Annotated in this window: 13 protein-coding genes; 4 read left to right on the top strand and 9 right to left on the bottom strand. The window is 62.5% G+C overall.

From position 1 onward, the window contains the following. Positions 1–103: 103 nt before the first annotated feature. The 3 genes from BM382_RS03545 (at position 104) to BM382_RS03535 (ending at position 14,010) form a co-directional block, all read left to right on the top strand. Positions 104–9,118, top strand: a complete 9,015-nt coding sequence (locus BM382_RS03545) for a TcdA/TcdB pore-forming domain-containing protein (protein ID WP_072441857.1) — start codon at positions 104–106, stop codon at positions 9,116–9,118. Between the two features lie 78 nt (positions 9,119–9,196). Next, positions 9,197–10,702 (top strand): TolC family outer membrane protein, encoded by a 1,506-nt coding sequence (locus BM382_RS03540; RefSeq protein WP_011061272.1) that lies wholly within the window; start codon positions 9,197–9,199, stop codon positions 10,700–10,702. A gap of 128 nt (positions 10,703–10,830) precedes the next feature. Then, a complete protein-coding gene (locus BM382_RS03535) occupies positions 10,831–14,010 on the top strand; it encodes an ATP-binding protein (RefSeq protein ID WP_170866312.1) in 3,180 nt (1,059 codons plus the stop codon). Here the strand turns inward: BM382_RS03535 and BM382_RS03530 are convergent. Beyond that, positions 14,007–14,924: a LysR family transcriptional regulator gene (locus BM382_RS03530; RefSeq protein ID WP_011061274.1), complete on the bottom strand. Its 918-nt coding sequence runs from the start codon at positions 14,922–14,924 to the stop codon at positions 14,007–14,009. The genes BM382_RS03535 and BM382_RS03530 overlap by 4 nt on opposite strands. 20 nt (positions 14,925–14,944) lie before the next feature. Next, positions 14,945–15,925 carry a response regulator gene (locus tag BM382_RS03525; RefSeq protein ID WP_072441852.1) on the bottom strand — a complete coding sequence of 327 codons (981 nt, stop codon included), beginning with the start codon at positions 15,923–15,925 and terminating at the stop codon, positions 14,945–14,947. 308 nt (positions 15,926–16,233) lie between these two features. Between BM382_RS03525 and BM382_RS03520 the strand changes: the two genes are divergently transcribed. Beyond that, positions 16,234–16,704 (top strand): hypothetical protein, encoded by a 471-nt coding sequence (locus BM382_RS03520; protein ID WP_139187200.1) that lies wholly within the window; start codon positions 16,234–16,236, stop codon positions 16,702–16,704. A gap of 578 nt (positions 16,705–17,282) precedes the next feature. On the opposite strand, the gene BM382_RS03515 is transcribed toward BM382_RS03520, so the two are convergent. The 7 genes from BM382_RS03515 to tssI are packed head-to-tail and all read right to left on the bottom strand — an operon-like array spanning position 17,283 to position 25,450. Then, positions 17,283–18,533 (bottom strand): TIGR02270 family protein, encoded by a 1,251-nt coding sequence (locus tag BM382_RS03515; protein ID WP_072441847.1) that lies wholly within the window; start codon positions 18,531–18,533, stop codon positions 17,283–17,285. Positions 18,534–18,557: 24 nt separating this feature from the next. Further along, entirely contained in the window at positions 18,558–19,439 is an 882-nt protein-coding gene (locus tag BM382_RS03510) for a hypothetical protein (RefSeq protein ID WP_072441845.1), read from the bottom strand. A 27-nt stretch (positions 19,440–19,466) separates the two neighbouring features. Continuing rightward, positions 19,467–20,579, bottom strand: a complete 1,113-nt coding sequence (locus tag BM382_RS03505) for a PAAR-like domain-containing protein (protein ID WP_072441843.1) — start codon at positions 20,577–20,579, stop codon at positions 19,467–19,469. Next, entirely contained in the window at positions 20,579–21,619 is a 1,041-nt protein-coding gene (locus tag BM382_RS03500) for a 3-oxoacyl-ACP synthase (protein WP_092137439.1), read from the bottom strand. Before BM382_RS03500 ends, BM382_RS03505 begins: the two co-directional genes overlap by 1 nt. After that, the gene (locus BM382_RS03495; protein WP_011061290.1) at positions 21,616–22,728 is read right to left on the bottom strand and encodes a DUF2169 family type VI secretion system accessory protein; all 1,113 of its coding nucleotides are present in this window, start codon (positions 22,726–22,728) and stop codon (positions 21,616–21,618) included. Before BM382_RS03495 ends, BM382_RS03500 begins: the two co-directional genes overlap by 4 nt. 14 nt (positions 22,729–22,742) lie before the next feature. Further along, positions 22,743–23,189 carry a DUF6484 domain-containing protein gene (locus BM382_RS03490; RefSeq protein WP_019095552.1) on the bottom strand — a complete coding sequence of 149 codons (447 nt, stop codon included), beginning with the start codon at positions 23,187–23,189 and terminating at the stop codon, positions 22,743–22,745. Between the two features lie 11 nt (positions 23,190–23,200). Continuing rightward, on the bottom strand, positions 23,201–25,450 hold the full coding sequence (gene tssI / locus BM382_RS03485; protein WP_072441841.1) for a type VI secretion system Vgr family protein: 2,250 nt from the start codon (positions 25,448–25,450) through the stop codon (positions 23,201–23,203). Positions 25,451–25,588 lie beyond the last annotated feature (138 nt).

The raw sequence follows: 25,588 nt of genomic DNA, 5'->3' as shown, positions 1-25,588 counted from the left end.
GACTCGCCCACCCGTCATGTCTCCCCACCCCGCAGTTCCATACCCCTAGGCAGCCCTTCGCGAGACGCAGGGCTTGGCTCAAAACAGACAAAGGATCATTGCAATGGCTTTTATGTCCAAGGACTTCACGCGCCTGCTCAATACCCTGATCGACCAACAGATCAAGACGGCAGGGCGGCAAACCGAATGGTTCAACATGAGCGCCGACGAGCGTGCCGCGTACATCGGCCAGGTCGGCGAGCGCCTGCTGGAAATGCAGCAGAGCACCCTGAGCGTGCTGGCCGCCCAGCACTACCAGATGCAGGACAACCCGGTCTCGGTGGGCGACCAGTTGCAGGTGCTGCAACAACGCCGCAAAGAAATGAAGGCCATCGCCGACACGCCGGCCACCATTGCCTACAAGCAGCAACTGGACCGTGACATCCTGTTGTACAGCCGTCAGGACACGGCGATCAGCCACTATGACAGCACCTGGAACAAGGCCCTGCGGCTGCTCAGTCCCGGTGGCGCCAAGGCCGAGGTCCTGCAAGCCGATGCGCCGGCCAAGCAGAAAGAGCTCAAGGGCCGGATCAACCGCCTGGAGAAGCACCTGAGCCTGCAGGTGGCCGACTCCACCTTCAGCCAGACCTACGTGACCCTGTTCTCCGAGCTGCAGGCCTACAAGGAGGTGAGTACCCGCTACAACGCCTGGCTCAAGGCCGCCCCGCAGCAGCAGGCCGCGAGCCTGGCGGCACTGGCCAAGCCGCCCCGGGCCTCCGACGAGCTGCCGGTGAACCTTTCACTGCTGATGATGGAGGAGCGCCCGGGCTACATCCGCATGAACGTGGCGCTGGTCAATGCCAGCACCGATGGCCGCTTCAAGGACTTCTACCTGGAGCACGGCCGGCTGGTGGTGCCCACCGACGGCGTGCTGAATTTCTCCTTTGGCACCGCCGCCCGTTCCCTGGCCTGGCAGCAACAGTACCGGCTCAAGAGCGAGCCACCGTCCATGCGCTCGCCGACCTATGCACCGATTCGCTCGGTGTTGGTCAAGACCGGGTTCGTCGAGCAGTACTTCGCCAACCACCTGGTGTCGGAAAGCTCCCTGCGCGAAGGCTTCAAGGCCCAGGTGTTGAGCAACGGCCGCAAGCTGCTGTTGACCGGCGTCGATCGCAAAGTGCCCAACCAGGTCGGCATCCAGGTCTCGGGCCAGTCGCCCGGCACCAGCGTGACCCGTGAAGTGCCCCTGGCTGGCGCCTTGAGCGAACTGATCAACCAGAACGCGGACATCACCAGCTTCCAGACCCTGGGCGTCGAAGACTATCGGCAGAACAGCTACCACCCGGACCGCGACGGCCTGTTCGTCAATATTCATGAGCTGGAACGCTCGGTCGGCTTTGCCGAGCATCAGTACCTGCTGGAAATGCCCCAGGGTGACGCTTACCGTTCGGCGACACCTTTTGCCGTGATGACCGTCGAGGGCGACAAGGTCAGCAGCAGCCACCTGAGCAAGGCCCAGACCGAGACCCTGTATCAATACAACGCGGCGTTTTTCGAGCGCCTGGAACAACTGCGCGGTGAGGGCTTCAAGGCCAGCCGGCTGTTCGCAGGCAGCAGCGAGCGCGCCACCTTCGTGCAACAGCTGACGCGCCTGCTCGAACGCAACCACATCACCCCGGCGGGGGTGCTGCTGGCGCAACACAGCCGCCCGAGCCTGCGGGATATCAAGGGCAACAACCTGAACAAGGTGCTGTGGGAACAGGCCTTCGCCGCGTCGGTCTGGCAAAGCCACGACAACGATGAGCTGCTGTTCGGCCTGGGGCAGAACCTGGTGAAGAACCAGGCGCTGAGCAAAGTCCTGCAAGGCGGTTATCTGCAGAGCGACATTGCCCAGGCCAAATTGCTGCTGGCACCGCTGTATGAACAGTGGCGTACCCAGGCGATCGAGATGGAAACACAGCGAGTGGCCAGCGCCAACGCCGGGCAGCATCCAGGCAACCCGAAGGTGCATGTCTTCGATCAGGTGGCGGTGGAGCGCGGCCTGGACAGCAAACTGCTGAACCTGTTGTTGAGCGGCCCCCAGGGCCTGGCGCCGGCCGACGTCGCGTTGCGGCCGACGGTCGAGGCGCTGTTGTCCGGCGACCAGGGCCGCAGCCTGCGCAAGCAGGCGTTGTTCCATGCCCTGCGCCCCGTGGCCGACAGTTTTTCCAAAGCCGCGGTGCCGGTCAATGCCCATGCCGCGCTGACGCCAAAAACCGGCGCCGACAAGGTCATGATCAACAACCGGCTGAACCAGCCCGACCCCTACCTGATCCTCAATACCCACCCGGAGCAGGCCCGGACCGATGCCGCGCTGCTGATCCAGGACGACAAGTACCGCAGCTACAGCCAGTTCCGCCCCGATCCGAACAATGAAGCCACACGCTACATGAGCGACCTGGACACCCCGTTCGTGGGGGGCATTTCCGGGACTACCCAGACCGTCAGCAATGCCTTGCCGGAGTTGTTCGGTAGCGCGCCGAGCATCAAGCAGTACTGGCAGTTCCAGATGGCCAACGCGGCCTTCATGATCCGCAACGGCTACCACTCGTTCTTCGAAACCCTGTATGTCGCCGCCCGTTATGAACCCCAGGGGCCGGACAGCATCGGCAAGGACCTGCTGCAGACCTTCGACCGCTACCGTGCCCAAGGGCGCCGGGAGGCTTTGCATGGGGAGCTGTACGACGCCGTGATGGCCCGGGTCCTGCCCATCGTCAATCAAGGCCTGGCGCCGAGCGAGGAGTTTCATCCACCGCGCTTCACCGACCTGGGGCCGCTGCCCGCGCTGTTGGGGCAGGCCGCCAAGGACCGGCAACTCAAGACCGGGCTGGCATCGCTCGGAGCCGGCTTCGAACCGCGCCAGGGCAGCGCCGACATTCACCAGTTTGCCGCCGACCCGGTGCAGTTCGCCCAGACCCACACCCTCAGTGCCGAGGCCCTGGTCAAGGCGGGGCGCTTGCCGGCCCAGGGCAATGTGCAGTTGGTGGAAGTCGCGCCCAGGCTGTATGAGCTCGAATACACCGAGCACAGCGCCAACTCCGTGAGCGCCGGGAGCCCGGACAGCGTGCCGGCGTATTTTCTCGGCTACAACGGGCCGAACCAGGCGAACGCCGCGCCGGCCTATGTGGACATTCCCAAGCAGGCGCGCGCGGGCAGCTTCCTCTTTACCGGCACCTTGTCGGGCTGCTCGCTGGTGGTGACCAGCCTGGACGCCACTACCTATCGGGTCTATCACGACGGTCGGGTCAACAGTTCGCTGCTGTACGACAACGTGGTGATGGCGGTCGACTACAAGGACTACCAGGTGGCCGGCACCGCCGAGGGCCTGGCTGCGGCGTACATGCAGGTCGTCGACGGCCAGTGGCAGTTGGTGTTCCAGCGCCAGGAGTACCAGCGCGAAGGGCAGATGGTCTGGCCGAAGTTGCGCGAGGGTGTAGAGCCGCTTGCCATCCAGACCGCCGACAGCCAGGTGCAGGAACGCAACCGGACCCAGTTCGCCGAATACCGCGAACAGGTGCACCAGAACCTGAAGAAGGTGGCGACCCAGTTCGGCGTGTCCACTGAAGGGGTGGCCGATGGCGTCTACAGCGGCGGCGACTTTTCTCCCGAGCACCCGGCCATTGCCGCCTGGAACCGGCTGCGCGATGCGGTCCAGGCCAAGGTCAGCGCCGACATCGAACAGCTCGGCAACCAGCGTTATCAACTCCAGGAGCAGCGGCGCGGGGCCAGCGACAAGAGCCTGATCGACCAGCAGATCAAGCAGCTCAACCTCACGCAGGATTTCTACCGGGCGCAGTACGAACCGGTGTTGCGTGAGGCCGCTTCGGTGGAAAAGACCTGGCTCTGGCAGCAGATCCAGGCCAAGCAGGGCAGTGCTGCGGTGGTGCGCACCGACGACACGGCGATCCAGGGCGGGGGCGATGAGCGCAGCACCAGCGTGGGCGAGCGCTACGCCATTGCCGAGGCCTATCAGCGCGGGGCCCGGGGCACGGCATTCAGTGACGGCGTGCGGGATTTTCGCGAGATCAAGATCCCCGGGCTGGACGACAAGAAGTCGGCCCTGGAGATGAAGCGCCTGTTTCTCGACGGCCAGCTCACGCCTGGGCAGCGTGGCGCCCTGAGTGCCCGCATCAGTGAGACCAGCCAGGCCGAATACATCGACAAGGTGCTGCGCCAGACCGCGACCCTCAGTGAAGACTTCCGGGGCGCCGGCAGTGTCTTCGGCCAGTTGGCGCCCCAGGACTTCTACCTGTCGCTGGTGGGGGACCGCTCCGGAGGCCGCTGCTACCCGCTGGTCAGGGCCATGGCCGTCGCCCTGGCCAGGGGCGGCGAGGCGGGGGTCAACAGCCTGGTGCAAAAGCTGTTCCTGGCCTCGGCCGATCCCCAGGCGGGCAGCTCGACCTTGCTCAAGAACAGCCTGATCCGGCTGCATTCCAATGTCGACGCGGTCCAGGCCTCCAAGGCGCTGGGGCAGTTCCAGTTGTCCGACGTGGTGGCCCGGCTGGCCAACGGCAGCGGCGACTCGATGTATGCCCTCAACACCCAGAACCACTCGATGATGGTGGGCAGTACCCAGGGCCCCGAAGGCCGTCGCTACTACTTCTATGACCCGAACGTGGGGATCTTCGCTTTCGACTCCAGCAAGGGCTTGGCCAAGGCCATGGAGCAGCACCTGGTGCGCCGAAAACTGGCGGCGCACTACGGCTCGTTCGGCAGCCAGTCGCAGCCGGCCTTCAACCTGGTCGAGATCGACACCCACAAGATGGCCGAGGTGCCGGTGGGCAGCGGGCTGAACGTTGCCGATCTGTCCCGTCCCGAGGAGTTGGCCGGTGTCATCGGCCAACGCCGCCAGGTGGAGCAGGCGGTGGGTGCCCAGCAGCGCGTCAGCCAGGACCTGCGCCTGGGCGCGGCGCTGACCACGTTCGACGCCGAGCAATGGGGCGCGCGCTTCGACGCCGCCAGCACCCGGCTGGCCCGGGAGCACCAACTGAGCAGCCAGTGGATACCGATCATCGCCAACACCGAGCCACAGCCGGAGGGCGGCTATCGGGTGCAGTTCATCAACCGCGAGCAGCCCGATCAGACCCGCTGGCTGAGCACCGACGATGGCACCTTTGTCGAATTCCGTCGTTTCGTCGATGAGCACATGAGCGTGCTCAACGAGCACTTCACCCTGGAGCATGGGCAGATCCGGCCCCGCGGCGGGGTCGGCGAAGCGGCGCATGTGGACGGCCTGAACGCCGGCTTTGCGGTCCAGACGCTGATCCAGTGGTTTGCCGACAAGAACCGCAAGGATGCGGCCCAGGGCGTGGTTTCACCGGACCTGGCCACCGCCCTGAAGATCCATAGCTACCTGGGCCTGGCGCAGATCGGCCATGGCACGGTGCAAGATGTGGCCAACATCACCCAACTGGTGCAAACCGCGTTGCGCGGCGAAGCCCTGGCCGCCGAGTCCTCGCTCAAGGACTTTGCCTCGACCCTGGGGCACACGGTCAACGAGGGCGCAGGCGTGCTGTTTGGCGGAGCCATGGTCGGCCTGGATGCCTATGAGCTGGCCCATGCCGAGAACGATGTGCAGAAAGCCGTATTCGGCACCCAGCTGGCGTTCGACTCGGCGAGTTTTGTCAGTGGCGCGGCGGGTATCGGTGCCGGGCTGATCGGTGCCTCGACAACGGCGGCGGTGCTGGGCGGCGCGGGGGTGATCCTCGGTGGCCTGGCGGTAGGCTTCACGGCACTGGCCCAGGCCTTTGGCGCGGTGGCCGAAGATGCCAAGGCGGTGGGACGTTACTTCGACACCCTGGACAAGGCCTACCAAGGCAACGGCTACCGTTATGACGAGAAACAGCAGGTGCTGGTGCCTCTGGCCGGGGCGGTGGTCAAGCGCCTCGACCTGCGCTCGAACGAGGTAGGTTTCGACAGCCAGTACATTTACCGCACTCACCACGGCTCCACCGGTTCCGGGGCGATCAACTACTTCTTCTGGGTCGGGGACTTTCCGCGGATGATCCACGACCGCGCCCAGGCGATCGAGGTGCGCAGCGGCATTGGCCACGGCGCCAAGCCGCCCAGACTCGACCACGGCGACAGCAGGACGGTGATCCTGCCGGGCACGCCCAAGTCCTACATCAGCTACGAGTACATGATCCTGCCGGGGGCCACCACCCGGCATGACACGGGTTTCGATGTGATTCGCAAGCTTGAGCAGGACCGGCGCTTCGACTACGACTTCTACATCTTCCCGAGCGAGGAGACGATCCGGCGGATTCACCAGGAGTACGTCGAGACGCCGGTAGAAGTGCTGCTCGATGGGCACAACCGGCAATTGGTGGTGCCGCAACTGCCCAAGGAGCTGTACGGCTACCTGCGCTACGACATCCAGGGCGCAGGCGGCGAATACCTGATTGGCCTCAACGAAGGCACCGAGGTCAGGCTCAGTAACGAGGCCGGTCGTCAGCCGTCACGCTGGATCATCGACAGCAGCCAGCTTGAGAGCGACAGCATCACCGTGGCGAAGGACCACCTGCTGGTGGGTGGGGTCAAGGTCAGGCTCGATCCGGCCCAGAGCGGGCAGGTGCTGCTGGTCAACGCCAAGGGCGAAGTACGGGCAGCCGATTTTGCCGGCCAGACCACCTACGTGGTGAAGGAAGACGCCAGCCAATGGCAGGTGTCCGGGCAGCGCATCGAACAGCACCTCAAGGAGCTGGCCCAGGCCCATCAGTTGCACGGCCAATACGTGGTGGTGGAGAACTACAAGCACGGTGAGCGCAATGTCGGTCGGGCGTACTACGAGGTTGCCAAGGACCGCATGCTATTCACCGACACCGATGTGCAACAGGCGCGCAACGCCCAGTTGGGGGCGGTCATCGGCGAGCATGCCTACTTCGTCGATGCCGAGAACGCCGCCGCGTGGCGGGTCGATATTGCCAGCGGCAAGGTCGATGCGCAGTTCGCCCCTGCGTTCAACCAGAGCGCCGGCCAGATCAGCCGGTTCTGGCAAGAGGGCGATGCGGTGTATCTGGCCCGTCGTTATCAGCTCAAGGAGCGGGAAGCCGAACTGAGCTTCCGTATCCTTGGTGACCGCATGGAGCTGGTGGGGGTGGTCGGCGATGAGTCGTTGCTGCAACTGTCGGCAAGCAACAGCCAGCATGGCAAGGACGCCAAGACCCTGCTCAATACCCTGCTCAAGGGCTACGAGACTCAGGCCACCCAGCGCGACACCCCGGTGTACAGCTTGGGCGCGCCCGTGCTGGAGCCGACTGCGGCAGAGCTGATCACGGTGTTTGGCCTGGACAACGCCAAAGTCGCGCACCGCTACTGGGTGCGCAGCAGCGACGGCATCGTGATCAAGCCGAACCTGGCTCCACCGGCCGGGCAGGCGCCGCGCGCCGATGCCCCGGGGCAGGTGCAAAGCGCCTGGCAGATTCCGGCCGACCTGGTGTTGGCGGGCAGCCAGGCGCAGCCCGGTGGCCAGGAAGTGTTTTATTTCTACAGCAAGGCGCAGCAGGTGCTGTTCCGCCAGGAAGGGCCGGGGCAGAAGGTGCTCGATGCCGGCCAGCCAAGCGCCTTGCGGCTGAGCACGCCGCCCCTGGCCAATGTGCTCAATCTCAATGGCCATCTGCTGGCCGTGACCAACGACGGGCGCATGGCCCGGATCGAGGCGACGGGACGGCTGAGCTATGAGGCGGTCAACGAGCATTGGCTCAAGGCCCACAGTAACTGGTGGAAAAACCTCGCCGAGGTCGCCGGCAGCAATGCCACCCTGGCGGTATTCGGGGTCAAGGCCGCCGACGGCAAGAGTGCGCTGCCGGTGTGGTACCACAACGGTCAGGTGGTGGTGGCATCGTCCGCGCTGCAAGGCAAGCCGCTGCAGTTTCTCGGCTTCGACAGTGCCAGCGCCAGTGCCCGGCTGTTCGAGCCCGAGAGCGGCAAGCTCTATCTACAGCCGCCGCTGACAGCGCAAGCACTGGCCACCGCGTTTGGCAAAGACGAGGTGCTTGAGGCCTCGGCGCAATTGCCGGCCGCCATTGACTGGATGCCCAAGCTGCAACTGCGTTCGGCGGTCCAGGTCGATGCCGGGTTGCGCCTGACCACGGTGCAAGGCGAAGTGCTGCTGCGCAGCAACAACGGCGATGTGCAACTGGTGGCCGTGGACAAGGGTTGGCAACAGGCGCGGCTGGGCAATCTGCCCCAGGCCCTGGCAACGGTGGCTGGCCAGTGGGGCGCCAAAGGCGTGTTGAGCTTGCAGGACGGCGACACCCGCGGCTGGTTCGATATTGCCAGTGGGCAGATGTTCGCCAGCAACGGCATCCCGGGTGGCAGCGACTTGCGCTTTATTGGCGTCGCTGCCGGGACGCCGAACTCGGCCTATGTCTACAGCCCGACGGCGCAGGCGCTGTATCAGGTCAAGGACGGCAAGGCGCTGCAGCTGGGCCATTACGCAAATGTCGAGCGCATCGGCTCCTCGCTGCTGCTTCAGGGAGCCAGCGGCAATGCTCCTCAGGATGACCTGGCGCCGCCGTTGATTGCCGGGGTCGACAGCGTGGTGCTGCACGGCGGCGCCGGGGATGACACCTATCGTTTCAGCCCGGCGATGTGGGCGCATTACCGCTCGGTGGTCATCGACAACGATGATCCGGGCCTGGCCCTGGATCGGGTGATCCTGCCGGTTGCCGATGGCAAGAACATCCTCGTCAGCCGTCGGGGCGAGGACGTGCAGCTGACCGACACGGGCAATGGCACGGCCCTGGTGCTGCGCCAGGTGCTGGGCAGCCAGGCGGCCGCCCATGGGCATTTGCTGATCGAGCTCAAAGGCGACTCGTCGATGATCAGCGTCGAGCAACTGCTCAAGGGCTTTGGTCCGAGCGGATCGGCCGGGGACAGCGTGTTCGAACTAGCCTGGAGCCAGCGCGAGACGCTGCCGGCGGCGAACGCTCTGAGCTCGGCGGCGGATGTGCCGGACTCGGCGGCGGATGGTCGGGGCCCCAGCCTGGCAAAACTCAGCGGGGCCATGGCGGCCTTCGCTGACACCGGCGGTGCTCGCGAACAACTGCCGAAAAACCATCAGGCCGCGCAGGCGGTGCTGGTGCCTTCACTGACCTGACCTCGCAGGAGAAACACGGGAGGGGCGCAAAGCCCCTCCTGTCTGCGGCGCCCTCTTTTCCCGGTGTTAGATCCAACCATGAGCAAACCCATGAATTCGCGGCAGCGAGCCCTTGCCGGCTGGCTGCTTGTCGTCCCACTGCTGGTGGCGCCCCTGGCGCAGGCGGCCCCATTGCATCGGCAAGACCTGCCACAAGACTCGGCACAGCATCCGCCAGCCTATGTGCCACAACAGCGGCCCCAGGCGCTGCCCAGTGACCTGTGGCGGGTGTACCTGGATGCCCGGCAGAACAACAGCGAGCTGGCGGCGGCCCAGGCCGATCAGGCGGCCCGCGCCGAGGCGGTGCCCCAGGCCAGGGCCGGCCTGCTGCCCACGCTGTCCGCCAGTGCCGATCTCAATGCCACCAGCACCTCCCTGCAGCAGCCGCGGCAGGACACCCGGCGCAGTGGCACCAGTTATCAGGCGGTGCTGAACCAGCCGATATTCCGCGCCGATCGCTGGTTCACCCTCAAGGCCGCGCAAGCTGAAGACCAGCAGGCCCAGCTGGAGCTGGCCGCCGCCGAGCAGAAACTCATGTTCGACAGCGCCCAGGCCTACTTCGGCCTGCTCAAGGCTCAGGACGCCCTGGCGGCGGCCAAGGCCGAAGAAGCGGCGCTCAAGCGCCAGCAGCAACTGGCCGAACGGGGCTTGCAGCTGGGCCTGTCGGACCGCACCGATGTGCTGCAGGCTCAGGCCGGCCATGACACGGCGCGGGCCAACCGCATCGTGGCGCAGAAGCAGACCGACGATGCCTTCGAAGCCCTGGACACCCTGACGCATCAGCAGTACCAGGCAGTCCAGGGGCTGCGCCACGACATGCCGGTGCTGTTGCCCGAACCCAACGACGCCCGGCGCTGGGTGGACACGGCGGTGCGCCAGAACCTGACCCTGCAGGCCAGCCAGTTTGCCCTGGAGGCGACGCAGCAGACCCTGAGCGCGCGCAAGGCCGGGCACGCGCCGACCCTGGACGCGGTGCTGCGCTACCAGACCGGGGACAACGACGCCCTGGGCTACGGCAACAGCGATATCCGTGGCAATGGCTACGGTGGCAATGTCGAGCAGCGCACCGTCGGTCTGCAGTTGAACATTCCGCTGTTCAGTGGCGGCCAGACCCGCTCCCAGGTGCGCGAAGCCCACCAGCGGATGAACCAGCGCGAGTACCTCAACGACGGCTTGCGGCGTCAAGTAGTGGAGCAGACCCGCAACCTGCATCGCGGTCTCAACAGTGGTGTCGATCAGGTGCAGGCGCGGCGCCAGTCGATCATCTCCAACCAGGGCGCCGTGCTGGCCTCGCAGATGGGCTTTCAGGTCGGAACCCGCAATATCGTCGATGTGCTGGAGGCGCAGCGTCAGCTCTATAACGCCGTGCGCCAGTACAACAACAGCCGCTATGACTACATTCTCGACACCCTGCGGCTCAAGCAGGCAGTGGGGACATTGTCGCCCCAGGACCTCAAGGCGCTTTGTGATTACCTCAAGGCCGACTACGATCCGGACCGCGATTTTCTGCCGCCGGAGTTTCCACGCCGGCTGGCAAAACGCTGACAGGGCCAGGCAATGCCTCGGACAAGGGTTGGCGGGCACCGATTTTTTTCAGGTAAAGGGGGACAGGGTTGTACGGGTTATTGGACTTCTTCGACAGTCACAGGCGCTGCTGTTATGCCCTGGGCGTGATGATCGCGGGCGGCGCCGCAGGGGCGCTGGGCAACTACTACCGTGTGCAGGTCGAAGACGTCTACCGGGCCAGCATCCAGATGCAGACCCGGGAGCAGGCCCAGGACCTGGAACAATGGAAATCCAACGGTTTTGCCATTGGCGCACTGTCGATCCTCGGGCGTCACAACCCCTCGCTCAAGCGCATTGTCCTGGAGCCCGAACCCTCTGCGGACCTGATGGAGCGGGCCACCATTCCCCTCAAGACCCTGTCCCTGGTGGTGGAAGCCAACCATGCGTTTGTTCTCAACCGGGAAGGGGTGGTGGTAGCGGCCCATGACCAGCACGGGCAGACGCCCCTGGGGCTGAACGTGGCCTTCCGCCCCTACTTCAAGGTGGCTCTCGATGGCGGCAGCAGTGTCTACGGCGCCATCAGCGCCACCACCGGCACTCGCATGTTCTACATGGCGGTACCGATCTTCGAGTCGCGTACGCGCCAGGACAAGGTGATCGGGGTGCTGGTGGCGCGTTTTGATGCCGATAGGCTCGATGCCAGCCTGAGCAAGCCGTACAGCGACGATCTGAAGATGATCCTGTCCCCCAGCGGCGTGGTGCTGGCCGCCAGTTCCCCGGCCTTTATCCTCAAATCCGACCGTGCCTGGCCCTGGAACCGGTTCACGGGGGAGATCCGCCGCCAGTTCAGCGACTATCGGTTTGCCAACGGGGTGCCCGAACGCTTGCCCTTCGATGCCCATCAGTCGGTGATCCAGCTGGACGGCCGGCGCTATAGCCTGTCCCGGGTGGATTTCGACTGGAATGACCCGAGCGGTCCCTGGACCCTGATCACCCTGGGCGACCTGGATACGCTGTTGCCGGGGGAACAGGTGCTGCTGATCGAGGGGCTGAGTGCCCTGGTGTTCTTGCTGTTGCTCTGGGGCGGCCTGCGGCGTCTGGCCGATGCCCGGCGGCACAAGCGCGACGTGGCGCAGATCGAGCAGAGCGAACAGCGCCTGGACATGGCCCTGCAAAGCGGGGCCCTGGGCCTGTGGGACTGGAACCTCAGCCTGGGGACGGTCATCAACAACGATGTCTGGCTGCAGATTCTTGGCTACAGCAAACAGCAGATGGAACAGGCTTTCGGCCATGGCCTGGAGCGCTGGACCGCTCTGGTGCATCCGGACGACTACGAGCCGGTCATGGCCCGGCTCAAGGCGCACCTGAACGATGAAGTCGGCGAATACCGCGCTGAGTACCGCATGCGCAACAAAGAGGGGCAATGGCTGTGGGTGCTGGACATCGGCAAGATCATGCAGCGCGACGCCAGTGGAGCACCGGCGCGGGTCACCGGGGTGCTGCAAGACATCAGCGAGCGCAAGGCGGTGGAAGCGCAAATCCAACAGTCACGACAGGATGCCGAGCGGGCGACCCAGGCCAAGTCGGAGTTTCTCGACTGCATGTCCCATGAGATCCGCACGCCGCTGAACGCGATCATCGGTATGGCCCACCTGGCACTGGACCTGCCGCTGGAGCCGGTGCAGCGCGACTACATCGAAAAGATCGACCGTGCGGCCAAACACCTGGTGGGCACCATCAACGGCGTGCTCGACCTGTCGAAGATCGAAGCCGGCAAGCTGAGCATGGAGCAGGTGGGCTTCGACCTGCGGGAACTGGTGGACGATGTGTTGCTGCTGGTCCGCCAGCGCGCGGAAGAAAAGGCGCTGCGGCTGCAACTGGATATTCCGGCTTCACTGCCGCGCCGTTATGTGGGTGATCCGCTGCGTCTGGCCCAGGTGCTGACCAACCTGGTGGACAACGCGATCAAGTTCACCGAGGCCGGCCATGTCTGTATCGGTGTGTACCTGGTGCGCCAGTGGGATCATCAGGCGCTGCTGTGCTTCAGCGTCACCGACACCGGGGTGGGCATCAGCGACGAGCAACAGGCCCGCTTGTTCAATGTCTTTGTCCAGGCCGACCGGTCCATCAGCCGGCGTTATGGCGGCAGCGGCCTGGGGCTGACCATCTCGAAGAAAATCGTGCAACTGATGCAAGGTGATATCTGGGTGAAAAGCCAGCCAGGGCAGGGCGCAACATTCAAGTTCAGCGTGCAGTTGAACCTGTCGCCGTTACCACTTGAGGAAAACTGCGCCACGCCTGCCGCGCCGGCGACTGGCGCCACAGCGGGGCAGGGCGCGATCAATGACCCGGTACGCTGGCTGGCGGGGACGCGGGTGCTGGTGGTCGAGGACAACCGGCTCAACCAGGAGGTGTTGCAGGGCCTGCTGCAGCGCGTGGGGGTCCAGGTGGTGCTGGCGGCGAACGGTGCGCAGGCCCTGCGTCTGTTGCTTGAGGAGGGGCGCTTTGACGCTGTGCTGATGGATTGTCAGATGCCGGTCATGGACGGCTTCGCCACGACCCGCAAGATTCGCGGGTATCCGCACCTGCGGTGGCTGCCGATCATTGCCGTGACCGCCAGTAGCCAGGCCGATGTGCAGGGCAGGGCGGTGGCTGCCGGCATGAGCGATCTGCTGAGCAAGCCCCTGGAGGTCGCGGCGTTCTATCGGACCCTGGTGCGCTGGATCAAAGCGACGGACATGCCGGTAGCGCAAGCTCCGCCGCCTCCGGGTACAAGGGTCTTGAACTCGACTTATGCAGGCATCGACACCGCGCGCGGGCTGGCGGTGGTGAACCAGGACCTGGCCCTGCACCGCAAACTCCTGGCCGACTTTCGTGACAGCCAGCAGCAGGTCATCGAACGCTTGTGGCAAGCCCATGCCGCAGGGGACCTGGCCGCCCTCGGCTCTCTGGCCCACAGCCTGCAGGGCAACGCTGGGAACATCGGTGCCACGGCGGTCAAAGAGGCCGCTGGACAACTGGAGGAACAGGCGGGCGGGCCGGCAGCGCTGGGGCCGCTGATCGAGCAGCTGGCGCGGTGCCTGGAACCGGTGCTGGCCGGCCTGGCGTCCCTGCCAGGGGCAGCCGACGGGGATCTGGCACCGCAGCAGCTGGGGCTGGACCCTGAGCAGGTGTTGGCACTGGAGCGCTTGGCCAAGCTGCTGAGCAGCCATAATGCCCAGGCCCTGGCGCTGATCGATGAACTGTACGAGCAATACCCCTGTGACCCTCTGCGGGCCATTCAAGAGCGGATCTACCGGTTGGAGTTCCAGCAGGCCCATGACCTGCTTGTCGACTTCCAGGGCTAGCGGGTGTCCTGGGTCAGGGCCTGATAGCGGGCCATGCGGTCGGTGCAGTGCTCGACCAGGCATTGATGCAAGGCGCGCAACGACGAAGTGATCTGCGAGCGGTGCGAGACCACCAGATTCAGCGGCGCCGCGTCGGACTGCCAACCGGGCAGCAGCGCCAGCAAGCGACCGGCGAGCAGGTCCTCCACGACATTGAGCAGCGGCAGGTTGACCACGCCGTGGCCAGCCACGGCCCAGCGCCGTGCGGCATCGCCATCATCACAGCAAAAATGCCCTTGCACCGGCACGTCCTCGACCTTGCCGGCCCCATGGAAACGCCAGCGGCTCTCCGGGCGGCCAATGCTGTGGCAGATGATGCATTCGTGCTCGCTCAGCTGTTCCGGCGACTCGGGCTGGCCATGCTCGGCCAGGTATTCGGGCGCGGCGCAGGCGATGAAGTAATGCTGCTTGAGCACCGGTAGCTCGACCAGATCCAGTGCCAGGTTCTTGCCGTAGCGCAACGCCGCATCGAAGCGGCCCTTGAGCAGGTCCTCTTCCTTGTCGCTCAGCGCCAGCTTGATGTACATGCGCGGCCGTTCCTGCTTGAGCCGGGCGAGCATGTCCAGCAGCAGGTTGCGGCCCAGGTCGGAAGACACCGTGAGTTCCAGCATGCCGTCATCGTGGCGCAACGAGCGCTTGCCGTTGGCCAGGATCTTCAAGGCGTGCTGGGCACTTTCCAGGTAGCGCGCGCCTTCGGGGGTGAGCTTCATGGTGCGGGTGGAGCGGGTGAACAGCCGCACGCCGAGGCGGTTTTCCAGGCGCTTGAGCCCCAGGCTGGCGGCAGCCGGGGTGATCGACATGACGCGAGCGGCGGGGGACAGGCCCTGCAGCTCGGCGATCAGAATGAACAGCTCCAGATCTGCGAAGTTAGGCATTGGCCAGGCTCACCATCCATTCACCGGCCGAAAAAGCTCTGTGACGAACTCAGCAAGGCCGCCGACAGCGGCTCCGGGTCGCCGGCGACGCACTGCTCGAACCCGGGCTGGCGGTACATCTGGCCCATGGCTTGCGCATGCCGACTGTGGAGGTCCTCGGTGCTGGCCTGGAGCAGGCTCAGGTGGTAGTTCAGTGCCAGGGCGAACAGACGGGCCGACAGGGACAACCGCTCGCAGGTGTCCAGCTCGCCAGGGCCCTTGAGCAAGGCATCGGCGTGGGTGATTTTCCAGGCAAGGTTGAGGATCGGGTCTTCCGGCTCGGCGTGGGCGAGAATCTCTTCAATCAGCAGCCTGCTGTGACCCAGGGCCTGATCGATACGGCTGCCCGGCTGATTGAGGCCCATCAGCGCCAGGCAGGCAGCGCTGCGCAAGGCCGCGGGGTCGCGCCGGCTCGGGCTGCTGCGCAGCAGAATCGACAGGGTATCGAGCAGGGCCTGGAGGCGAATCTGCGGATTGCCGGCCAGTTGCAGGGTCAACGCACTGACAAAACCATCGCGCATGTCGCTGCCGGCGCAAGGTCCGGCCACCGCTTGCAGGCCATGCAGGGGTTTGTTGCGGTAGCCCAGTTGCGTTGCCACGCGGGCCAGTACCACAGGGGGCGAAATCGGCTTGGCGATGTAATCGGCGGCGCCCAGCAGCAGCCCCAGGCGTTCGTCTTCGACGCTGCTGCGCGAGGTCAGGAAAATCACCGGAATGGCTGCAGTCGCCGGATGACTCTTGAGCTCGCTGAGCACCTGGAAGCCATCCATCTCCGGCATCAGGATGTCGAGAATGATCAGATCGGGGCTGGCACTGCGAGCCAGGGCCAGGCCACGTTCGCTGTTCTTTGCCAGCAGCACTTCATATTCGGCGGTCAGGGTTTTCGACAGCACGATCAACGATTGCGGATCATCGTCGATGGCCAGGAGCGTATAGGGCTTGGGAACATGCTCTGCGGGCATGACGAGGGGGCCTGAACAAAATAGGCCGGCAGTCTAGCGTATTTGGTTTATGGGCACCTAGCTTCCAGCTGCCGCAGTCATTGCGGCGTGGGGTTTGTTGTTGGAGCGGTTGGCTGTGGAGGAGGGGTGGTGCATTAACCGAGGTCATGGATATGGCCAAATGATGGCGTTGGCGATAGAGTCTCATCCGGTCGGTGACAAGGACAACTGTAACGGCGCCACTGGACCGAAGTGCGATTAACACCACGCCTTACCTATGTATAGAAAGATTGCACTTCTAACTTATATAACTGACAAAGGGGATAGGGATGTCAAATATTGATGCGCGTGAAAGTCCGAATGTTTATGATGTTCTGTTAAGGATCATTGGAATTGTTTCAATGATAGTGGCTATACCTTTTTTCTTGATTCTTGTGCTTTTCATGGTGTACTTGCTTGCCGTTGCAGGGGTGTTTGGCACGGGAAACGGTATAGACCCTCAGGAACTAAAGTCCACTTTGCTTTCAGTCTGGAAAGATTTGATTCCAATCGCAACGCAGGCGATTCAAATGCTGTTGCCAATTATCACGCTTATTCTTGTAGCGGGCGCACTGAAATGGCTTCTGCCTTCAGGCTCCTTCAGCCTGGAAAAGCTAAAGGATAATTTGACGGCGATTCTTGCCATTGTTGTTATTTCGACGGTATGCATGTTGCCATTGTTAGGTGCCAAGATACCTCTAGCCCTCAGCAACATCGCATTGGTGGTAGTGGGTTACTACTTTGGGAAACTCAAGACGTAAGTCGGCTTAAGCTCTTAAAGAATGCTCTACCCAGAGACTGCCGTTCACTGGGTAGTTGATCAGGCGCAACAAGGTGATAAGAGTTGAATTGTGGCCTCGCAAGAAAAATTTTATTTATTTGTTCTATTCAGAGCATTTGACCGGTTTACGCGAGCACTGAACTCAATCGGAGTCGAGCTGCCAGGCTCGACTGTCTTTATGCACTTGCTGATCTTGTTGTATTCTTTGATCAAGGGACAAGCGATAGTTTAAGCGCAGCATAAAGCTCCATCATTGATGGCTACAACTATATGCCCGGGCAACAGTACCTACTGGAAAAGAAGGAAGGCAAAGCTGTTGTCTTGAGCGATAAAAAAGAAGCGAATCATAGAGAGTGCCCTATGCAGCAGTGAGCTTGACTCATTGCGAACCGATAGAGCCTTTGCAGAAGCTATCTCTGACTGGACGCGAGCTCTCGAATTTCGATGAGTCGCGTTGTCCAGTGATCCGTTGTCAGGGGCTATTGGATGTCCTCATCTCTGAGCGGGATGAGGGTGTCGTCCGTGTTGAGCGCGTTAGCTCCCGAATGAATCGCCTGCTCATCCTCCGGACAACAACCGCTTTTGCCGCCAGGCCGGTGCGCTGGTGGGAAAAAGCACTTCGGTCGGCCGGAAGCGGGCGATGCCGTAGGCGGCGGCAATACGCTGGCGTTGCTGGCCCCGGACAAGCGCTTGCTGAAAACTGCTTTCGCGCTGCGCCAGCCCCAGCACATAGCCCACGCCCGCCTGGAAATCACCTCCATGGGCCTGCCACCAGGCTGCGATCAACTGCGGGTCGGGCCAGGGTAGATTCTCATCGGGGTCCATGGCGACATTGGCATCCTCAGGGTCGTCGTTCGGGCCTGCATCGAAATCCGGCAGGTCCTGCAATTCCAGATCGAGTAACGCCAGGTCTGCCCCAGTAATCTGGCTGAAGGCCTCGCCGGCGACGCGGGCATGAGGCAGGTCGCTCATCTGCTGGATCAGCCAGGGCACGCTGACCGGGTCGCCCAGCAGCCCAACGGCCTGGATGCCGACGCGCTGTTGCTCGGGGTTCTGTATCAACTGGCGTATCCAGGCGATGCTGTGCTCACGCCTTTGCCAGGCCAGCAGTACACAGAGCGCGCGGTACTGGAACTGGCCCGGTTGCTCGGCGAACTGCCGCAGCGGCTCCAGCGCCTCCTCGTCGCCCATCTGCGCGGTGGCCCAATTGGCCCAAAAGCGCGTGGCGGTGTCCTGGTGTTGCCGGTGGGTGCGAATTGTCGGCATCAGGTCACGACGGCGCAGTTCGCCGGCAGTGCGGGCGGCACGTGCCAGGACGCTTGGGTCGGCGTGGGAAAGTCCGGTAAGCAGGGCAGCGCCGGGGTCATGGCGGTGCATGCCACAGGCGGCCAGGCCGAGGCGCAGAAACAGGGGGTCGGGGGAGGCGAGCAGGCGATCAACCCAGGGCGATACCCACTTCCAGTCGAGCCAACCCAAGGCCATCAGGTAGCCGCTTTCCGTTTCTACGGCACTTCGCAAACGCTCGCTGAGCCGTGACAACACCTGTGCGTTACCCGCCTCGAAGGCCAGCACCACACTGGCGAACAGCTCGCCAATGGCGTGTGGCCCAAGTTGAGCCAACAGGGTTTCCAGGCCGCAGGTGCCGGCGACTCGAAGGCCGTCAAGGTGGGCGTCGATGCGCTCGTCGAGTTGGCTGAGGTGGTCGAAGTCGTAGTGCGGTGCGCCCAGGGCATAGTCCCGCAGGACGGCGAGGAAGCTGGCTTCTTCGACATGTTGATCCAGAATCAGCGGAATCAAGTTCGAGTACATTTCAAAGTCTTGAGAAATAGTGAGTTAAGCAAGTTTCCTCCAGCTCTGCCCGTCATGTACCAAGATATCCTTTTGGCCAACAGACCAAAGCGCCCCGTTTTTAGCGGAAAGACAGTAGCAAGTATTGGGCTTTGGCATGTTCCAGTTGATTGGCCGCAAAGAACTTTCATCGAGAACGTATACTTCGAACAAGGTGGCTAAATAGATTTTTCCTTGGTGTTCAGCAATGCTCCAGAAATCATCGGTGAACTCTTCGAGATCGATAATTTCCCATGTGTCCGCTCTGCCACGCAGCAAAGTGCCTTGGCGGCCACATAAATAACAATAACCATCAGAGGCGCATATCAATGCAGTTATTTTAAAGTTGGTTGGACTGTCGACTTGCCGCCAGTTGCCTTGCTCCCGCAGCCATATTTCTCCCTTCCAGCCGGCGGCATAGATTTCATCATTGGAGAAACCGCCCAGTGCTTCGAAGCCAAAAACACTGTCTTTACTCGTAGGCTTTGGGGCATGTATAGGCTGCCAGGCAGAAGATCCATGGCGTACATACACTTCTCGGGACACTCCGCACAAGTAGGTATATTCGCCTATCGAGCTTATCCCTCTGAGCATTAGCGGTGGCGGATCCATTTGCGACAAGCTGAGGGTCGAGCCGAGATCGCCTTCCCCAATTTCACCCTCTTCGGATATTGCCAGCATCTGTTGTGACCGGTCGGTGGTCATGGCAACGGTATCCCAAGTCGCGTCGCCAACTTCTCGCCACTTTCCAGAGTTGTACTCCAGGAAAATAGTGTGCGAAACGTCCTGGGCTTCTAGTCCGATTTCCCGAAAAGCGAAAAAAGATTTCTGTGCGTCTACGGCGGCAACATAAGCGTAGTAATAATCTTCCAGCCATTCGTCAGCCATATGAATATCCGTTTATTGGGTGGTGGCTCAAGGGGAGGGCCTTCTCGCAGTACGGTTCAATACCGCTGGCTTACTTCTTCCGCTTGGTGAATGTTTTACTTTAGGGGGCTGCGTATTTGGCGGTAGCATTTTTTTATGCCCGTCGGCCAACTGTGCCGTGAGGCAGCGTTCGCTACAGTTTGACTCGGGAAACGCGCCACGAGTACTTTGGGCCGCCATGGAGGCCTCTTTACCGAATTCGCGCATATCGCCTTTCTTGACCCCAGCGATAACCCCCAGAGCTTTATGCTCGCTGTGTCGGACACCATGACTCCCATGAGTGTTCCCCCAGCCCTCAACGCACATACAAGGCGCCGTATCTTTCGAATACTCTTCCCAGCCGGGCTGGCGCTTGTTGTTACTGAACGCTCCTACAGAAAATGAGCTTTTCGGTATGACATGGTCAGGTGTTTGTGCTGGACAGCATCCGGCTATACCTGCTTCGTCCTTAGGGCGGTAGGGTACTAACTGACAGCGGCGAGCCGACAAGCATTTGTTTGCTTTGGCTCTTGTCGCTGTTTTGCTGGCCCAAGCGCTTTCATTGACCATTTCACCGCTCAGCTCGGCCTCTTTACAAACATTCTTTTCACCGTACGGTTTGTATTCCTGGCAGGATTTTCTTTCTCTTTTTTTCTCCCTTTTGCATTTTCCCTGGGTGCTCGGCGACATCTTGGAAAGGTGAGGCCAGGGAGGGGTATTACCTGGCTGTGAAGCATGGTTATGCGTCGTCATGTCAAGGTGCCGTACTACGTTTTGACCTTCGAACTTCACATTCATCGACCAGGAAGTGAAGTACACCTTCCCCTTGATCTTGCTAGTGATGACCCCCTTCTTGGGCGCATTCCCAGCCTCATCCCCATAACTTGTCTTGAAGTAACTCTTGTCCTTGAGCATCACCTCTTTGCGGGTGATCTTGACCGTTCGTGTGCCCCGGGTGGTGTCCTTGGACATACCCGTATTGGGGTAGGGAATGGGTACCCCCATCGGTGTCGGCGGAGCCACGGGCGGGGTGAAGCAGACATCCGGAAAGCAGGCGACGGACTTGCCATCGGCCGCCTTGCAGGAAATCTCCATATTGTTGGCATACACCTCGTTGGCCATCAGGCAGCCCTCACGGTCTGGTAGCTGAGCAGGGCGGCGGCGCGTTGGCCGGCGTCGTTGCCGAGGTGGCAGAGGATATTCGGGCCGTCACCGTAGCCCTTGCGGCTGGCGGCCAGGGCCACGGCCAGCATCGTCGGGCCGATGGCGGCGCCGACTTCGCCAATGCAGTCGGCCGGGTGCCAGAGGTGGAAGAACTCCTTGCGCACCCGCAGGGTACGGCTCAGGGCCAGGGAGGCTTCCTTGAAGTAGTACTGCTCGCCGGAGATGTCGGTGAGCCGATAATCCATTTGCTCCAACCCACAGCCGACCTCGCTCAGGGCAGCGCGTACGGCTTGAGTCAGACCTTCAGCACGCAGGGGAGTACCTTCGGCCTCCACGGTGGCCTTCTCCACGCCGAATCCCAGGCCGAGGCAGGCCAATTGCGGCTCTTCGCTGGCAACGGGGGCGGCCAGCACCACGGCGGCGGCGCCTTCGCCGGGGATAAATCCGTTGGAGTTCTGGCTAGTGAGCAGGCGATCGCGTGCTTCGAAAGCGGCCAGCGTCGGTCCATTCAAGAAGGAGTCGACGCCGGCAATCAGCACGTGGCGATGGCCGCCCTGGTAGATCAGCGTACGCGCATCAAGCAGGGCCACGGCAGCGCTGACCCGTCCATAGGCGATGACGTTGGAACTGGGATGAAAGCGCAGGCCCAGTTCGGCTTCGATGGCGTGCAGCAGCCCCTTATCGAGGCCGTCGAGGCGGCCGGGGCGCTCGACTTCCGCCACCCCCAGCAGCAGCGGGGTCTTTTCCGGGTCGACGTTAGGGGTGCTTTGCAGCGCCTCGGCGATGGCGCAGGCGGCCATCTTGATCAGTTTGCTGCGCCCACGCCAGGGCTGCTCCAGAGGCACGCTGGCAGCGATCAGCCATTCGCCGCCGCAGTCGATGAAGCGGGTTTCCTGGAAGTTATCGATAGCGCAGCGAATCGCCGCGCAGCTCGCGGGTGCGCTGAGGCCAACGGCGCTGACCATGCCGGAACCGATGATGCAAAGTGCAGTCATCAGTCTGTCTCCTCGGGGGCGTGCCTGGCTTTTACCAGGGAGGAGAGCGACGGGTAGTAATCCTTGCCCAGTTCGCGGGCGCGCCACCAGCCTGTGGACATAGTGCCGACCAGCACCTGAGCGATCTCGAACATGTTGTGTCGTAGTGCACGAGAGACACGCCAGGTCAGTTGCACCTGGAGCGCGTCTGTGTCGATCAGCAGGGTATCGATCACCGCCTGCACAGTCTCGTGACCGCCTTTTTTCAGAAAGAAGGTCACCGGCACGTCCATTTCGGGGATGCGAAAGCCCGCGCGCTCCTGGCGTGTGAGGTTGAGCAGCAACACATCCTCGCCGCCACGCAGGTAAGGAATCTGCTGATCGTCAGGGGCCGCCTGAAAGTAGCGACGGTCGAAATCTCCCGGCAGAAACGGAAAGCGGTCGGCCAGCCAGGCATCGTCGTAAGTGCCAGCGAAGCGAGCACGTTGCGGCCAGCTGCGGCCGATGGGGCCAAGGGCCATAGGACGGAAGTCGCCAGAGGGACTGTCGATCGCCTTGCCCAATTCCTCGGTGCTCGGCATCGGCATGCCGACGATGGCAGCACTGCCCATGCGGCTTGGAAACCAGCCACAACCGGTCGGATTGTCCAGGTAGCTGTAACGCAATTCGGAGTCTTCCGCCATCGGATGGCTGCCGCCAAAGGCCTGGGCATAAGAGATGTCCTGCTCGATGAAGGGCTGCGGCAAGCCGGGAGAAACGCCCAGTAGCCCCAATTGCCATTGTCGGGGGCCGAGCACGGAAAAGGCCTTGCTCATCTGACCGACGCGAATGCCCGCTGCCATCTGGCTCACGGGTCGCCCGCCTGGGGCATAGGCCTTGCCGCGCACCAGCACATCGCAGAACGGCTTGACCGGTGCGAAGTCCATTTCCTGCAGCGGGGCGCTGAGACCGGGTTCGCCGAGGAAGGTATCGGCCATCAGCAGCGGTTGCTGGGTCTCGGCCAGGGTCGCCGCGCGGCCGTCCAGAGGCAGATTAAACGTGCCTTTGACCACCACCACCAGGGATTCGCGGCCATCGGGCTCCATGCCCTGGGTATAGGCAGCAAGCAGTTTGCTGGCGTTGAGCAATTCCATAGGCGACTACCTGTCTAGTTGATCTGCACCGAACCACCCTTGATGCGGTTGACCCCGCTGGAGCGACTGGACAGGTAGGCGCCCTGGATGATCACTTTGCCCGCGCGGGTCAGGGTGATGCTGGCCTTGCCGCAACGCAGCACGATCTCGCGTTCGGCGCGCAGTTCCAGGCGCTGGTCGTCCAGTTGCACGCTGGCAACCGGTTCGGGTGCCATGGCCTGGCTCAGCAGGCGGCCGATCACTAGCGGGCGGGAAGGGTCGCCATCTTCGAACATCAGCGCCACTTGGCTGCCGATGTCTTCAGGGGAGAGCAGGGTGGTGCTGCGGGCGGCGATGCTCTGTTGCTCGGGGCAGCCGGGGTAGGTCACCCAGGGCGCACTGGCCTGTGGCAGGTCGAGCAGTACACCGACGACTACGCCATCGATGCGGGCCTGCGTGGGCAGTGAGTATTGAACCGTCATACGCGTTACTCCTAGTTTTGCAGGATCTTGCGTCCCTTGATCACCACGTTCTTGTTGGCCTTGATGTTGATCGCGCCAGAGCCGTCTATGGTGATGTCCTTGCCGCTGATGCTGATGGTGCCGTCCTTCTTCATGACGATGCTGGCTTTGCCGGTCATGATGGTCACCGAGTCACCGGCATCGATGACAAGGTTCTTGCCCACCGTCAGCTCATCGTCCTTGCCGATATCGGTCGTGCGTCCTGCGCCGACCTGGCGCGATTCGTTGTCTTTTACCGTCGTTGAAAGATTGGCTCCGACGTCCACCGAGCGGTTGGTACCCACATTGGTCGACTGGTAGAGGCCCACGTTGACGTTTTGGTAGGCCCCTACATTCACCGTTTGAAAGGCACCGATGACAACTTCCTGCGCGGCGCCGATGGCGATCGTCTCGTTGATACCTACCACATGGGTGCGTTGCAGGGCCACGGTCGCGGTTTCGCTGGCGCCCACGCTGATGGTGCGGTTGAGGCCTATGCTGATCGTCTCGTTACTGCCGACGCTTTCGGTACGGTTGACGCCAATGCTGATGTCCTCGTTGTTGCCCACGCTTTCGGTGCGGTTGACGCCGATGGTGATGGTCTCGTTGTGATCGACGGTTTCGGTGCGGTCGTGTTTGACATGCACAGTCTCGTCGTTATCGATGGTCTTGCTGCGGTCGTGGCCGACCCAGTGGGTCTCGTCGTTCTCGACCTCGATGTCCTGGTTCTTCTCGGCATGGATAAACAGTTGCTCCGCACCTTTCTTGTCCTCCATGCGGATTTCATTGAAGTTGGCCGGTGAGCCGTCCTTGCTCGAACGGCTTTTCACCCCGCTCTGAGTGGCATTGGCCGGTAGCGTGTAGGGCACGGTCTGTTCGGCGTTGTAGACGCGGCCAGTGATGATCGGCCGATCCGGGTTGCCTTCGATGAAACTGACGATCACTTCCTGACCGATTCGCGGGATCTGCACCGCCCCCCAGTTCTTGCCGGCCCAGGCCTGGGACACGCGCATCCAGCAGGAGCTATTGGCATTGGACTGGTCGTGGCGGTCCCAGTAGAAATGCACTTTGACCCGGCCATACTGGTCGGTCCAGATCTCCTCGCCATCGGGGCCGACCACCACGGCGGTCTGCGGCCCGCGAACAATGGGCATGGGGGTCAGGGGAAGAGGGCGGAAGGCCTGGCTGGCATCCATGCAGTCCAGCTCGCTGGTGAACTGCTCGGACAGGTCCAGCTGCGCATTTTCATAGAGTTCCTGGCGGATCTGATAGCGTGCGAACACCACCAGGTATTCGCGGTTCTGGTCCTCGCGCTCGTAGCCGGTCAGCTTGAACAAATGGCCGCAGCCCAGCCCGCGGGCGCGGCCGCGCAGCTGCACGCGCTCGAACTGGCTGTGAATGGCTTCGATGCGGGTACGCGCGTAGTGCTCGCCGTCGTTGCTCTGAACGTATTCACCGGGGTAGTCGTAGAGCGGGTGGTCGCCGTTGCTGTGACTGCGCGACACACTGGAGCGCACCTCCAGTCTGGCGCGGGGGCGCTTGAAGTCGTAGTCGTTTAGCTCCAGAGAACCGGGTTGGACTTCCCGCTCCAGTTGCCAATCGTAGAAATGGTCGCGCTCGCGCATTTGCCGATCGGGCGGATAGAAGGGCACCGAGTCATAGTCGACCACCGTGGAGTGGGCGCCATAGGCGTCGGCAAACACCAGTACATGACGCGCCTGCTCATGGCGAAAGTAGTAATAGATGCCTTCGTGCTCCATCAACCGGCTGACGAAGTCAAAGCTGGTTTCACGGTACTGCACGCAATACTCCCACTCGCGGTAGTTGCCGCTCAGGCTGTCTTCGAAATCGGAGAAACCGAGGTCGCGGAACACCTGCTTGATGATCTCCGGCACCGTTTTGTTCTGGAAAATCCGGCAGTCCGAAGTGCGCGTGAGCAGCCATAACCAGGGCCGTAGGCTGACGCGGTAGCCGGCGAACTGACCGTGGCCGTTCACTTGCCGGCAGCTGCAGACAATGCCGTGGAAATAGCGTTTGCTGCCATCGTGCAGCTCCAGGGTCAGGCCCATCGGCTTGCCCAGCAACTGGTCGAATGTGATCGCTCGGTTTTCGGAGGTGAGGTCCAATTCGTAGTGGAACAACCGCCCCAGCTCTTCGTTGCCTTCCATGCTCTGCAGCAACAGGACATCGCCGCCGAGGGGACTGTCGACCTGCACCAAACGGTTGTTTTGCGTTATTGCCATAAACGACTTCCTCTGGCTCGTGTTCGGGCGTCAGTCGTCCGTCTCGCGGGGTCAGGGGAAATCGTGTCCATCCATCGCGGTACATCCACCACAGAGATGATCTCCATATCGGCCTCATAGGCACTCAGTCAAAGCGAA

It is taken from the genome of Pseudomonas sp. NFPP25 (assembly GCF_900116505.1).
In the GTDB taxonomy this organism is placed as follows: Bacteria; Pseudomonadota; Gammaproteobacteria; order Pseudomonadales; family Pseudomonadaceae; genus Aquipseudomonas; species Aquipseudomonas protegens.
The sequence above is the reverse complement of the archived record's forward strand: the minus strand, read 5'-3'. Positions and strand labels throughout refer to the sequence as shown.

Bases quoted from the DNA above. Each gene is read 5' to 3' on its own strand.
- BM382_RS03545 (WP_072441857.1), top strand. From the start codon at position 104: ATGGCTTTTATGTCCAAGGACTTCACGCGCCTGCTCAATACCCTGATC.
- BM382_RS03540 (WP_011061272.1), top strand. From the start codon at position 9,197: ATGAGCAAACCCATGAATTCGCGGCAGCGAGCCCTTGCCGGCTGGCTG.
- BM382_RS03535 (WP_170866312.1), top strand. From the start codon at position 10,831: ATGATCGCGGGCGGCGCCGCAGGGGCGCTGGGCAACTACTACCGTGTG.
- BM382_RS03530 (WP_011061274.1), bottom strand. From the start codon at position 14,924: ATGCCTAACTTCGCAGATCTGGAGCTGTTCATTCTGATCGCCGAGCTG.
- BM382_RS03525 (WP_072441852.1), bottom strand. From the start codon at position 15,925: ATGCCCGCAGAGCATGTTCCCAAGCCCTATACGCTCCTGGCCATCGAC.
- BM382_RS03520 (WP_139187200.1), top strand. From the start codon at position 16,234: ATGTCAAATATTGATGCGCGTGAAAGTCCGAATGTTTATGATGTTCTG.
- BM382_RS03515 (WP_072441847.1), bottom strand. From the start codon at position 18,533: ATGTACTCGAACTTGATTCCGCTGATTCTGGATCAACATGTCGAAGAA.
- BM382_RS03510 (WP_072441845.1), bottom strand. From the start codon at position 19,439: ATGGCTGACGAATGGCTGGAAGATTATTACTACGCTTATGTTGCCGCC.
- BM382_RS03505 (WP_072441843.1), bottom strand. From the start codon at position 20,579: ATGGCCAACGAGGTGTATGCCAACAATATGGAGATTTCCTGCAAGGCG.
- BM382_RS03495 (WP_011061290.1), bottom strand. From the start codon at position 22,728: ATGGAATTGCTCAACGCCAGCAAACTGCTTGCTGCCTATACCCAGGGC.
- BM382_RS03490 (WP_019095552.1), bottom strand. From the start codon at position 23,189: ATGACGGTTCAATACTCACTGCCCACGCAGGCCCGCATCGATGGCGTA.
- tssI (WP_072441841.1), bottom strand. From the start codon at position 25,450: ATGGCAATAACGCAAAACAACCGTTTGGTGCAGGTCGACAGTCCCCTC.